This is a genomic window from Pseudomonas sp. DCB_BI, from assembly GCF_026240995.1.
Taxonomy (GTDB): domain Bacteria; phylum Pseudomonadota; class Gammaproteobacteria; order Pseudomonadales; family Pseudomonadaceae; genus Aquipseudomonas.
This window is the reverse complement of the sequence record NZ_JAPFCG010000004.1, coordinates 254,335-266,924: the sequence shown is the minus strand read 5'-3', so window position 1 is coordinate 266,924 and position 12,590 is coordinate 254,335. Positions and strand designations below refer to the sequence as shown.

At 59.0% G+C, this 12,590-nt stretch carries 9 protein-coding genes; 4 read left to right on the top strand and 5 right to left on the bottom strand.

The window, feature by feature from the left end; genetic code table 11:
• Window positions 1-23: 23 nt before the first annotated feature.
• The gene (locus OO258_RS06730; protein ID WP_266029327.1) at window positions 24-1,679 is read right to left on the bottom strand and encodes an ATP-binding cassette domain-containing protein; all 1,656 of its coding nucleotides are present in this window, start codon (window positions 1,677-1,679) and stop codon (window positions 24-26) included.
• A gap of 1 nt (window position 1,680) precedes the next feature.
• Window positions 1,681-2,835 carry a YcaO-like family protein gene (locus tag OO258_RS06725; protein WP_266029326.1) on the bottom strand — a complete coding sequence of 385 codons (1,155 nt, stop codon included), beginning with the start codon at window positions 2,833-2,835 and terminating at the stop codon, window positions 1,681-1,683.
• A gap of 1,120 nt (window positions 2,836-3,955) precedes the next feature.
• Here OO258_RS06725 and OO258_RS06720 point away from each other — a divergent pair.
• Window positions 3,956-6,256: a YgiQ family radical SAM protein gene (locus OO258_RS06720; protein ID WP_110748112.1), complete on the top strand. Its 2,301-nt coding sequence runs from the start codon at window positions 3,956-3,958 to the stop codon at window positions 6,254-6,256.
• Window positions 6,257-6,377: 121 nt separating this feature from the next.
• Here OO258_RS06720 and OO258_RS06715 read toward each other — a convergent pair whose 3' ends face one another.
• On the bottom strand, window positions 6,378-6,965 hold the full coding sequence (locus tag OO258_RS06715) for a TIGR00730 family Rossman fold protein (protein ID WP_012053851.1): 588 nt from the start codon (window positions 6,963-6,965) through the stop codon (window positions 6,378-6,380).
• A 349-nt stretch (window positions 6,966-7,314) separates the two neighbouring features.
• Here OO258_RS06715 and azu point away from each other — a divergent pair, with 349 nt between their 5' ends.
• Window positions 7,315-7,764 carry an azurin gene (azu, locus tag OO258_RS06710; protein WP_266029325.1) on the top strand — a complete coding sequence of 150 codons (450 nt, stop codon included), beginning with the start codon at window positions 7,315-7,317 and terminating at the stop codon, window positions 7,762-7,764.
• A gap of 111 nt (window positions 7,765-7,875) precedes the next feature.
• Here azu and nadE read toward each other — a convergent pair whose 3' ends face one another.
• Both nadE and pncB read right to left on the bottom strand, forming a co-directional pair.
• Window positions 7,876-8,703: an ammonia-dependent NAD(+) synthetase gene (nadE, locus tag OO258_RS06705; RefSeq protein ID WP_266029324.1), complete on the bottom strand. Its 828-nt coding sequence runs from the start codon at window positions 8,701-8,703 to the stop codon at window positions 7,876-7,878.
• Between the two features lie 3 nt (window positions 8,704-8,706).
• Complete coding sequence (pncB, locus tag OO258_RS06700; protein ID WP_110748096.1) at window positions 8,707-9,912, bottom strand: nicotinate phosphoribosyltransferase; 1,206 nt, start codon at window positions 9,910-9,912, stop codon at window positions 8,707-8,709.
• Window positions 9,913-10,381: 469 nt separating this feature from the next.
• Between pncB and OO258_RS06695 the strand changes: the two genes are divergently transcribed.
• Complete coding sequence (locus OO258_RS06695; RefSeq protein WP_266029323.1) at window positions 10,382-11,518, top strand: branched-chain amino acid ABC transporter substrate-binding protein; 1,137 nt, start codon at window positions 10,382-10,384, stop codon at window positions 11,516-11,518.
• 157 nt (window positions 11,519-11,675) lie between these two features.
• Window positions 11,676-12,590 carry an ABC transporter permease subunit gene (locus tag OO258_RS06690; protein ID WP_266029322.1) on the top strand — a complete coding sequence of 305 codons (915 nt, stop codon included), beginning with the start codon at window positions 11,676-11,678 and terminating at the stop codon, window positions 12,588-12,590.

Below are 12,590 nucleotides of genomic sequence, written 5' to 3'. Positions count from 1 at the left end.
CCATTGAGCTAGCAAGGCCGCTCCTACAATGTTTGTGGTGTGCCTGCTAGCGCTGAAATCTGAGCGATGTTCGTTTGCCCTTGGCTGATGATCCGCCCCTCGCTCAAGGTGATCACCCGGTCAAACCGCGACAGTGCGCTCTGATCATGCGTCACGCAAATCAGCCCTCGCCCTTTGAATGCTTCGAACAACAGGTCCCAGGTACGCTCTGCCGACGCGGCATCGAGCCCTGCTGTGGGTTCGTCAAAGAAATTGAATTCCCCAGGCTGATTAAGAAGGCGTAGCAGCGTCAGCCTGCGTGCTTCGCCACCCGATATCGATTCTGCGCGTGCATCCAGATCAAGTTCGTACCAGTCTTTGCTCAGGCCCAACCGTTCAAGCCATCGTTCGATTTGAGCGCGATCATGAGCTTGCTCGAACAGCACCGCGCGGGGCAGGGGGCCGGGTATGAAATGCGCATCCTGAGGGCAGAGTCGTAATCGACTGAATTGTTCACTAGCGTCGAGCGACGCCAGGCACCTGCCGTGCAGGTGCACATCCTTGCGCAACGGGAATATCGTTCCCGCCAGCGTATGCAGAAGTGTCGATTTACCACATCCGCTGGGCCCGATCAGTGCGACCCGTTCTCCTTTGTGCAGTACCAAGGGTTCTTCGATGTGAAGTTGTACAGTATCTCGAGCGCTCAACTGGCACGGAACGATGCTTAGGCCAGCGTCCTTGTCTTGGGACTTCGCCTCAGTAGTGCATGCTGGGCCGAACGAGGGGAGCTGGAGCCAGTGTTCGAGTTTACGTTTGTCTAGTCGAAACTGGTCTAGCAATCGCCAGGCCTCAGCAAGTTGCGCAACCCCTGCCAGCAATCCGCTCACCAAGGTGAAGAGAGCAACCAGCTCGCCCAGGCTCAATTGCGGTGTTGCCAGAGCCTGATCATGGATACCCCACATGAGCAAACCGCCGCTGCCCAGTCCTATGAACAGGGTGCGCAGGCTCTGAATCCAACCCCCACTGTGAGCTACCTGCACTGCTGAGTCGGCATAGTGCGAAAGTGTCTGGTTGACAGGGAGCATTGCGGCATCCTCGGCCTTTTCCAGTTTGACCGTTGCCGCGCTGGCGAAGGTATCCACCCATTGTTCCGCCAGTTCATCCTCGCGCGCGTTCACTGCCTCGATATGTGGCCGGCGCCAGCGCACCAGGCGATCGTTGGCCCACAGGTAGGCCAGGCTCAAAGGGATGAGGCCGATCAATACCGAAGTAGCCCCCAGGTAAGCGAAGAGCGTTATCAGCACTGCAGCTTCGGCTAGCACCGGCCATGCCGAGCCAATCAGAAAGCCTAACCACCGCTCCTGTGCAGTAATGCCCCTATCCAGTACTTTTACCAGTGTTCCGCCATGGAGTTGTCCATAGGCCTCGAAGCGCTTGTCCAGCAATTCGCGGCACCAGCGGATGGAAAGTTGCTTCACGCGTTCCTGGCAAAGCCGCGCTAGGCACCAGGCTTGTAGAGGGGTCATTGAGGCTTGTAATGCGACAAGGCATATGAAAGCTCCGAGCAGAAGCTGGGAAGACGCGGCTGAGGTGGCCAGGTTGTCAATGATATCGGCCAAGACTAGAGCAGGTACGACGGTCGCGATTTTCAGGAGCAGTGTCGCGCCGAGGGCGGCGAGAATTCCTCTATAGATTTGCATGTCATTGCCTTATGCCTTTGAGTGCACTCTGTGGCGCGACTGGAATACCTGATCTGATCAGGTGGAAGCGTTCAAGTCCGGGGATGAACACCTGAACAATCGTAGCGAGATTCGGGTGCTCATAAAGTGTGCGATAGAATGCGAACTTATTATGTTTTTCCAAGTTGATCAGTGTTCGCTTGACTTGCCCGCGCACGCTGAGATCGGTATGCGGAGGGTGAAAAGCGGGTACAGCATATGTGGGGCATGGGTGTATAAGTGCTGAAAGGCGGGTTGAATGAGTAAGCATTTTTTCAGCAGAGAGATCTTCTTGATTTTCTGTAGCCCCAGAAAGCTGCTCGCACTGAATCTGCTCCGTTACGGCGCGGTACATTGCAATGGAGGGGTTGACGGAACTGCCGGAGCCAATGCTGCTGAGTGAGCCTTCTTTTTTACTACGAGAAACAGCAATGCAAAATGAAACTTCGTAGTAGTCGTGCGTCAAGTATATTTCTAGTTTTTCGGCCCGGCGGAGAAGTTCGGTGTCATGGGCAAATGTTTCTTCCAGAAAAGAACTCGAAGGTTGGTAAAGTTTGGGTGGGGAAGTCAGGCCGCAAAGTGATAGGTAGTACATGGAAAGTGCGTGACGTTCGATAGCTTCATTGATGGCGTGGAGCAGAGCCTCGTTCTCCGTGCAGCCAAGTGCTGTGCCAGAGTTTGTCGAATATTTGGAAAGAAAGCCCGCTGCAGTTTTTTCGATTTCATCAATGTTTCTAGAGGAAGGTGCTATCAATATCGCGGGGATGGCTATTTCGTCGTAGCTGTTCAATGCCTGAAGACTGAAATAGGGTATTCGGCAATCCGGGGGAATGGATTTTAGGAGCCAATCGTCAAATGGGGCTATCGATTGCAAAATTTGGTCGCTTTCGATGAGGGGTGGAGTGCTCTTGTCGACGAAGTAATGCTCTAGGCTCTCGGCAAGGGCTCCTAGTTCGCAGTGTTCCCCTTTTCCTGCGCCGCAAGAAACTTCTTGGTAGGCGCTGTCGTATAAGTGGCATGTTGCGACCAAGCTACTCTTTTTTGATAGTTCTGTTTTCGATTGAAACCCTAAGTGATGATGCAGCCTTGTCAGACGGTTGTAGGCCTCTTCTATGTTCAACTCGCGTTCGGTAATCATGTACTGCTCCTTGGTAGAGCCAGAAGGGGCTAAGCCCCTTCTGGTTTGTCACTTACAGAAGGTTGAGAAATTCAACCTCGGACTCGGTGAATGTGTAATTCATCACGCGTGGGATCTGCAGAGTGTGGATTTCAGAACGACGACGTCCCATGGCTAGTGCTCCTGTAGAGTTGGTTTGAGTGCGCCTTTCAGCGCGTCACTGTTGTATCACTTGTTTTTTTATTGGTTCAAGATCTGCTCGAGATTTGTTGGAGAAAGCTGTCGTAGGATTTTTTACTAGGACTTGAAGTTCGATTCCTACATTTTTTCAAGGGCTGGAGAAAATCTACTAATAATTAGTCGGTTAGCATTTTCTGAGGGTTGGAGAGGCTAAATATTTAGTAAAGATCTGAAGGGATTGCGATCGCTCAGCAGGGGGCGCGATCGCCATCGGTCTAAGCAGGCCCAGTTTTTCCTGTGAGTAATCGCCTTGCTCTTGAGGTCTGCCTGGATCTGATAGGCAACAAAACTGTCGTCATATACCCGTCGGCCTTTAGTGGGTATAAATGCGAAGCCCTCACGGGGCGGGCTACGATTCTTGACCTGGTTGCCGAGAAATAATCAGCTTTTTCCCGTTGCGCATAGGCCGTTTCTGAAATCCCCCCTTTTCTTGAAGCCAACCCGATGCAGGGGCAGGTGTCTGCTGTAAGGCTTCGTTGATGTGAGCCTGGGCTGGCCCTTTCGCGGGTGAACCCGCTCCTACAGGTTCGCCACAGGCTTCAAGAGTGGCACCGTACCTGTGGAGGGGGTTTATCCGCAAAAGGGCCAGCCCAGGCAATGTTGGGCATGAGGCAGTGAGGGGTTGGCTTTAGGTTGCATGAAAGGCCGCCATGTGTTCGACGCAATAGTTTCAGCGCCTGTGAGATCGAGCGCCGCCCGCGCGGCGCTCGGTCTCACAGGCGCTGAAACTGCTGCGGCGAGCACTTGGCGACCTCATCACACGCCTCAAGCCCAGCACCTGGCAGCCTCCCCCCCAACCGTCGCCCACCCACCAATCCCCACGAATCCAGTCGGATTTGGTCAAAATTTGTGCTATATTCCGCGCCCGCGATTTCCCTGCACACCAGAACCGGTCACTGACATGCAAGCAGCCAAACCACTCTACGACTATCCCAAGTACTGGGCCGAATGCTTCGGGCCAGCACCTTTCCTGCCAATGAGCAGGGAGGAGATGGATCTGCTCGGCTGGGATTCCTGCGACATCATCATCGTGACCGGTGATGCCTACGTCGATCATCCGTCGTTTGGTATGGCCATCATTGGCCGTCTGCTGGAGGCCCAGGGCTTCCGCGTGGGCATCATCGCCCAGCCGAACTGGCAGTCGAAAGACGACTTCATGAAGCTCGGCGAACCGAACCTGTTCTTCGGCGTGGCCGCCGGCAACATGGACTCGATGATCAACCGCTACACCGCGGACAAGAAGATCCGTTCCGACGATGCCTACACCCCTGGTGGCCTGGCCGGCAGCCGTCCGGACCGTGCCAGCCTGGTGTACAGCCAGCGCTGCAAGGAAGCCTACAAGCATGTGCCGATCGTGCTCGGCGGCATCGAGGCTTCGCTGCGCCGCATCGCCCACTACGACTACTGGCAGGACAAGGTTCGTCACTCGATCCTGATCGACGCCAGCGCCGACATCCTGCTGTTCGGCAACGCCGAGCGCGCGGTGGTCGAGGTGGCGCAGCGCCTGTCCAGCGGCGAGAAGATCGAAACCATCACCGACGTGCGCGGCACTGCTTTCGTGCGCCGCGATACCCCGCAGGGCTGGTACGAGATCGACTCCACCCGTATCGACCGCCCAGGTCGCGTCGACAAGATCATCAACCCGTACGTGAACACCCAGGACACCCAGGCCTGCGCCATCGAGCAGGCCAAGGGCGACCAGGAAGACCCGAACGAAGCCAAGGTGGTGCAAATTCTCGACAGCCCGGCCGTGACCCGGGAAAAGTCGGTGATCCGCCTGCCATCGTTCGAAAAGGTGCGTAACGACCCAGTGCTCTATGCCCACGCCAACCGCGTGCTGCACCTGGAGACCAACCCGGGCAACGCCCGTGCCCTGGTACAGAAGCACGGCGAAGTGGATGTGTGGTTCAACCCACCACCCATCCCGATGAGCACCGAGGAAATGGACTACGTGTTCGGCATGCCGTACGCCCGTGTGCCGCACCCCGCCTACGGTAAGGAGCGCATCCCGGCCTACGAGATGATCCGCTTCTCGGTGAACATCATGCGTGGCTGCTTCGGTGGCTGTACCTTCTGCTCGATCACCGAGCATGAAGGCCGCATCATCCAGAACCGCTCGCACGAGTCGATCCTGCACGAAATCGAAGAGATGCGTGACAAGGTGCCGGGCTTTACCGGCGTGGTCTCCGACCTTGGCGGGCCGACCGCCAACATGTATCGCATCGCCTGCAAGAGCCACGAGATCGAGAAGCACTGCCGCAAGCCATCGTGCGTGTTCCCGGGCATCTGCGAAAACCTCAACACCGACCACAGCTCCCTGATCGAGCTGTACCGCAAGGCCCGTGCCTTGCCGGGTGTGAAAAAGATCCTGATTGCTTCCGGGCTGCGCTATGACCTGGCGGTGGAATCGCCGGAGTACGTCAAGGAACTGGTCACCCACCACGTTGGCGGTTACCTGAAGATTGCCCCGGAGCACACCGAGCGCGGCCCGCTGGACAAGATGATGAAGCCGGGTATCGGCACCTACGATCGCTTCAAGCGCATGTTCGAGAAATTCTCGAAAGAAGCGGGCAAGGAGCAGTACCTGATCCCGTACTTCATTGCCGCGCACCCCGGTACCACCGACGAAGACATGATGAACCTGGCCCTGTGGCTAAAGGGCAATGGCTTCCGTGCCGACCAGGTACAGGCGTTCTACCCATCGCCAATGGCATCGGCTACGGCCATGTACCACTCAGGCAAGAACCCGCTGCGCAAGGTGACCTACAAGAGTGAAGGGGTGGAGATCGTCAAGAGCGACGAGCAGCGCCGCCTGCACAAGGCGTTCCTGCGGTACCACGACCCGAAGGGCTGGCCGATGCTGCGTGAAGCGCTGGAACGTATGGGCCGAGCCGATTTGATCGGGCCAGGCAAGCACCAGTTGATCCCGGCGCACCAGCCGCAGACCGACAGCTACCAGAGCGCGCGCCGCAAGAACTCGACCCCGGCCGGCAGCCACAAGGTGGGCAAGGACCAGAAGATCCTCACCCAGCACACCGGCCTGCCACCGCGTGCAAGCGATGGCAGCAAGCCGTGGGATAAACGTGAGAAGGCCAAGGCCGAGGCGTTTGCGCGGAACCAGCAGGCGGCCAAGGAGCGCAAAGAGGCGAGCAAGGGCGGCAAGGGTAACAAGAAGCCGCGCCAGCCTGTCATTCCCCGCTGATCTTGAAGGCTACATAGCGCCCTGTGGGAGCGGGTTCACCCGCGAATGCGTCGGTAGATCCACTATCGATTCGCGGGTGAACCCGCTCCCACAGGGGCAGTGTTCGGCCCATCTATCTGGGTCAGTCAGGTTGCTTGTCGACCCACTTCGGCGCCACCGGCGCGATGAAACGGTCCATCCCGTCCAGCAGCTCGTCCGGCTGCTGCCCCAGCAGTAACATCGCCCGGTGTTGCGGGCGCACGAAGCCTTCTTCGACGATGTGGTCGAGGAACCCGCCCAGCTTGTCGTAGAAACCGTTCACATCCAGTAGCCCGAGTGGCTTGGCGTGATAGCCCAGCTGCCCCCAGGTCCACACTTCGAACAGTTCCTCCAGCGTACCCAGGCCACCCGGCAAGGCAATGAAGGCGTCGCTTAGCTCGGCCATGCGGGCCTTGCGCGCATGCATGCCATCCACCACTTCCAGCCGGGTCAGGCCTTTGTGGCCGACTTCAGCGTCCAGCAGGCTCTGCGGAATGATCCCGACCACTTCGCCGCCGGCCGCCATGGCCGCGTCGGCCACCACGCCCATCAAGCCGACTGCGCCACCGCCATACACCAGGGTCAAGCCACGGCGGGCAATGGCCTGGCCTAGCGCGACGGCTGCTTCACGGTAGGCAGGGTTGGCGCCCATGCTGGCGCCGCAGAACACACAAACGGAACGTACGGGCATTGCTCATCTCCTGTCACTCAGGCGCACAGGGTACGGCGCATGCCCGTCGCTTCCAAGGCCGGGTTCATTCTGGTCGGGAGAATTCGCAGATGGCTCCTGTGGCCCCGTGGGCGTAGGCCGCAAGCAGGCTGTTGAGGAAGCTGGAGATGGGCATTTGGTATTGCTCCTAAATGATTGGTTGTCCCATCGTCTAATAAAAGGGCATGATGTGCCCTTAGATTGGTTGTATACAATCCATTGAACAATTCTACTGGCTGGCCGCTTGACAGCCCCTTGACTCATATCACCAAGGGGCTGAACGGTTTCAGGCAGTCTCGCAATTGATAAAACCCTGCCAAGGAGATTCATGATGTTTGCGAAAGCTGTAGCGGTATCCCTGCTGACCCTCGCCAGCGCTTCTGTCTTCGCCGCCGAGTGCTCGGTCACTGTCGACTCGACTGACCAGATGTCCTACACCAGCAAGGAATTCACCGTCGACAAGAGCTGCAAGGAATTCACCGTCAAACTGACCCACTCTGGCAGCCTGCCGAAGAACGTCATGGGTCATAACCTGGTGATCAGCAAGACTGCCGACATGCAGGCCATTGCCACCGAAGGTATGAGCCAGGGTCTGGATAAGGACTACCTGAAGGGTGACAACGCCGCGATCATCGCCCACACCAAGATGATCGGCGCGCCTGAGAAAGAAACCGAAGTGAAGTTCGACACTTCCAAGCTGGAAGCCGGTGGTGACTACAGCTTCTTCTGCACCTTCCCGGGCCACATCTCGATGATGAAAGGCAAGGTCATCGTCAAGTAATCAAAGCCTGACGGTGAACCCTGTGGGAGCGGGTTCACCCGCGAATGCGTCGGTGGATTCACCCTTGTATTCGCGGGTGAAACCGCTCCCACAGGTCCTTCTATAGCCTTATCAAGGGGCGAACGGCAGTTCGCGCTTGTGCTGGGTTTTGCGGTAGGTGGCCACGATGATGTCGAACGCTGCCTGGTCAACCGGCTGCCCATGCAGGAAGGCATCGATCTGCGCGTAGGTCACGCCATGTGACGCCTCGTCCGGCTTGCCCGGCTCCAGGTCTTCCAGGTCGGCCGTTGGCACCTTCTCTACCAGTGACTCCGGCGCACCGAAGCTGCGCGCAATGGCCCGTACCTGGTTCTTCACCAGCCCGCTCAGCGGGGCCAGGTCGCAGGCACCATCACCAAACTTGGTAAAGAAGCCCATCACCGCCTCGGCGGCGTGGTCGGTTCCGATCACCAGACCTGCGCGGGCGCCAGCGATGGTGTACTGGGCGACCATGCGGGTACGTGCCTTGACGTTGCCAACCACGAAGTCCACCAACGTCGGCGAGCCGTTCTTCAGCGCCACCACTTCAGTTGCCAATGCACGCACCGCCGGGGCGATGTCCACGGTGTGCACTTCATCGGCCTTGATCACTTCAAGGCAGGCCTGGGCATCATGCTCGTCATGCTGTACCTGATACGGCAGGCGCACGGCAATGAAGGTGTACGCCTTGTCGCCGGTTTCGGCGCGCAGCTCGTTGATGGCGCGCTGGGCGAGCAGGGCGGCGGTCAGCGAGTCGACGCCGCCGCTGATGCCCAGTACCAGGGTCTTGAGCCGGGCGTTGGCCAGGCAGTCCTTGATGAACGCCACGCGCCGGGTGACCTCGGCCTCGAGCGCGGCAGCGTCGGCGAATGGCGGCTGTACCTTCAGCGCCTGGGCAATCTCTTGCTGAACCGCTTGCATGGGTTACTCCTTGCTGGGGACTTTGAATACGTGACGCATGTAGGCAACGAAGTTCTCGTCGCGGCATTGGGTCTTGGCGGCTTCATCAGAGATCTTCGCCACCGGTGCGCCGTTGCAGTCGGTCATTTTAAGCACGATGCTCATGGGCACCACACCCGGGATATCGCACGTGAGGTTGGTGCCGATGCCGAAACTGACGTTGATGCGACCGCGCAGGGCACGGAAGATTTCCAGTGCACGGGTCAGGTTGAGGCCGTCGGAGAACACCAAGGTCTTGGTCATCGGGTCGATACCCAGTTTCTGGTAGTGGGCAATGGCCTTCTCCGCCCAGGCCACCGGCTCGCCCGAGTCGTGGCGCAAGCCGTCGAACAGCTTGGCGAAGTACAAATCGAAATCGCCAAGGAAGGCATCCATGGTGATGCAGTCGGTCAAGGCAATACCCAGCAGGCCGCGGTACTCGCGCACCCAGCAGTCCAGCGCGGCGATCTGGCTGTCGATCAGCCGCGGCCCGAGTTGCTGGTGGGCCATGATCCACTCGTGGGCCATGGTGCCCAATGGCTTGCTATCCAGTTTCCATGCCAAGTCGACGTTGCTGGTGCCGACAAAGCGGCCCGGGAAGTCGTCGCGCAGCACCCGTACCACTTCTTCCTGCACACGGCTGGAAAAACGCCGGCGGGTGCCGAAGTCGGCCACCTGCAGTTCGGCCAGCTCGTCGTCGCTGGCATGCGCGCGCAGCCAGTCGAACTTGCGGTACAGCTGGTCGCGTGCCTCGGCCAGGCGCATGTGCGGGTGCAGATGGCGGTTGCGCACTTCGCTGACGATCGCCAGCAGCGGCACCTCGAAGAGGATCACATGCAGCCACGGGCCTTTCAGGCGCAGAAACAGCTGGTCGTTCTCGATGCCAATGCGCACGTAGCGCAGGTTGAAACGGAACAGCCGCAGAAAGCGCAGGAAGTCGGGCTTGAGGAAACTGATGCGCTCAAGGAAGCCCAGTTGGCCATCATCCAGGGTGAGGTCGCTGAGCAAGTCGAGCTGGTTGCGGATCTCGCCGAGATAGGGGCGCAGATCCTCGCCGTTGCGGCAGCGGAATTCCCATTCGACGTCGGCGTCCGGGTAATTGTGCAGCACGCCCTGCATCATGGTGAGTTTGTAGAAGTCGGTGTCGAGCAGGTTGTGCACGATGCGCTCGGCGAATGCGCTTTCGCTCATCAAGGGGGCTCCGGAAGCGGCGAGTGGCCGACATTGTGCCAGCCTTTTGGGCCGCGTTGTGTCTGGGCTGGCCTCTTCGCGGGTGAACCCGCGCCTACAGGGCCGCGGATCTGCCAAAACAGAGGTGTTTTTCCGTGCGCCAGCTAGCCTTGAAACGGTGCCGCCTGTAGCAGTTGCGCACCAGCGGTGTGCAGTTCGGTGACGTCCGTTGTTACAGGGCGGTTGCACGTAAACACTTGCCAGGGTTGCAATGATGGCACTCGATGGTTGCTCCTTGTCTGTACGTGTGGTGGCGCCTGCCGCGTGGCAGACGGTTGCACGCGCAATAAAGGAAAGGCCGTCGGTCGCCTGCGGGCGCCTGTCACAGTGTGTTTTCCCGGAATACAAAACCGATGGCACGGCCCTTGCTCTGAGCACAGGGCTGAGAAGTTGTAGTGCCAACCAAAAAAAACTCTAGGAGCACCACCTCATGTCGCAGACGTTTTACAAGAAAGGTTTCCTGGCTCTGGCCGTAGCTACGGCACTGGGTGTTTCTTCGTATGTTCAGGCCGACGTCAAGATCGGTGTAGCGGGCCCAATGACCGGTGCCAACGCAGCGTTTGGCGAGCAGTACATGAAAGGTGCGCAGGCAGCGGCCGACAAGATCAACGCCGCCGGTGGCGTGAATGGCGAGAAAATCGTCCTGGTCAAGGGCGATGACGCCTGCGAACCGAAGCAGGCCGTGGCCGTGGCCAACCGACTGGTCGACCAGGACAAGGTGATCGGTGTGGTGGGCCACTTCTGTTCCTCCAACACGATCCCGGCGTCCGAGGTATATGACGAGGCGGGCGTGATAGCCATCACCCCGGGCTCCACCAACCCGCAGGTTACCGAGCGCGGCCTGAGCGCCATGTTCCGCATGTGCGGCCGTGACGACCAGCAGGGCATCGTCGCTGGCGACTACATCGTCGACGTGCTCAAGGGCAAGAAAGTCGCGGTGCTGCACGACAAGGACACCTACGGCCAAGGCCTGGCTGACGCCACCAAGGCACAGCTGGAGAAACGCGGCGTGAAGCCTGTGCTGTACGAAGGCCTGACCCGTGGCGAGAAAGACTTCAGCGCCGTGGTCACCAAGATCCGCGCGGCCGGTGCCGACGTGGTCTACTTCGGCGGCCTGCACCCGGAAGCCGGCCCACTGGTACGCCAGCTGCGCGAGCAGGGCCTGAAGGACGTCAAGTTCATGTCCGATGACGGGATCGTTACCGATGAACTGGTATCCACCGCTGGCGGCGCACAGTATGTCGATGGCGTGTACATGACCTTCGGCGCCGACCCACGCTTGCTGCCAGACAGCAAGGCTGTAGTGGAGGAGTTCCGCAAGAATGGCACCGAGCCCGAGGGCTACACCCTGTATGCCTACGCCTCGCTGGAAGCACTGGCCGCCGGTTTCAATGGTGCCAAGTCGAACAAGGGTGAAGACGCCGCCAAGTGGCTGAAGGCCAACCCGGTGAAGACCGTCATGGGTGAGAAGAAGTGGGACAAGAAGGGTGACCTGACAGTGTCCGACTACGTGGTCTACCAGTGGGACAAGAGCGGCAAGTACCACCAGCTGGATAAACAAAAATAATAACGGCCGCCAGCCCGGGTGCGCTTGCGCCCGGGCCAACGCCCCCGCGGTACCTGTCCTTATTCGGAGACCTGCACGGTTCTGCACTGCTGGGGCCGCTTCATCCGTGGCTGTTGGTGGTCGGCACGCGTGCAGTCTCGCTCAGTGAGATTGCGTTATGGATGGTATTTTCCTGCAGCAACTGGTCAACGGCCTGACCCTCGGGTCGGTCTATGGCCTGATCGCCATCGGCTACACAATGGTCTATGGCATTATCGGCATGATCAACTTCGCGCACGGCGAGGTGTATATGATCTCTGCATACCTTGCGGCGATCAGCCTGGCATTGCTGGCTTACTTCGGTATCGAGTCGTTCCCCCTGCTGATGTTGGGCACGCTGTTGTTCACCATCGTCGTCACGGGCGTCTATGGCTTCACCATCGAGCGCATCGCCTACAAACCCCTGCGTAACTCTACCCGCCTCGCACCGCTGATCAGTGCCATCGGTATCTCGCTGATCCTGCAGAACTATGCACAGATCAGCCAGGGCGCTCGCCAGCAAGGCGTGCCAACCCTGCTGGAAGGTGCCATGCGCATCGAGGTCGGCACCGGCTTCGTGCAACTGACCTACACCAAGATCTTCATTCTGGTGGCAGCCTTTGCCGGCATGGGCCTGCTCACCTACGTGATCAAATACACCAAGCTCGGCCGCATGTGCCGCGCTACCCAACAAGACCGCAAGATGGCCTCCATTCTGGGCATCAACACCGACCGGGTGATTTCCTACGTGTTCGTGATCGGTGCGGTGATGGCCGCGCTGGCCGGCGTGCTGATTACCCTGAACTACGGCACCTTCGACTTCTACGCCGGTTTCATCATCGGCATCAAGGCCTTCACCGCCGCAGTGCTCGGTGGCATCGGCTCGCTGCCGGGTGCGATGCTGGGCGGGATCATTCTGGGTATTTCCGAGTCGCTGTTCTCCGGCCTGATCAACTCCGACTACAAGGACGTGTTCAGCTTCTCGCTGCTGGTGATGATCCTTATCTTCCGCCCACAAGGCCTGCTGGGTCGCCCGCTCGTGGCTAAGGTGTGA

Coding starts and splice junctions, on each gene's coding strand:
- azu (WP_266029325.1), top strand. CDS start 7,315: ATGTTTGCGAAAGCTGTAGCGGTATCCCTGCTGACCCTCGCCAGCGCT.
- OO258_RS06715 (WP_012053851.1), bottom strand. CDS start 6,965: ATGCCCGTACGTTCCGTTTGTGTGTTCTGCGGCGCCAGCATGGGCGCC.
- OO258_RS06690 (WP_266029322.1), top strand. CDS start 11,676: ATGGATGGTATTTTCCTGCAGCAACTGGTCAACGGCCTGACCCTCGGG.
- OO258_RS06725 (WP_266029326.1), bottom strand. CDS start 2,835: ATGATTACCGAACGCGAGTTGAACATAGAAGAGGCCTACAACCGTCTG.
- pncB (WP_110748096.1), bottom strand. CDS start 9,912: ATGAGCGAAAGCGCATTCGCCGAGCGCATCGTGCACAACCTGCTCGAC.
- nadE (WP_266029324.1), bottom strand. CDS start 8,703: ATGCAAGCGGTTCAGCAAGAGATTGCCCAGGCGCTGAAGGTACAGCCG.
- OO258_RS06720 (WP_110748112.1), top strand. CDS start 3,956: ATGCAAGCAGCCAAACCACTCTACGACTATCCCAAGTACTGGGCCGAA.
- OO258_RS06695 (WP_266029323.1), top strand. CDS start 10,382: ATGTCGCAGACGTTTTACAAGAAAGGTTTCCTGGCTCTGGCCGTAGCT.
- OO258_RS06730 (WP_266029327.1), bottom strand. CDS start 1,679: ATGCAAATCTATAGAGGAATTCTCGCCGCCCTCGGCGCGACACTGCTC.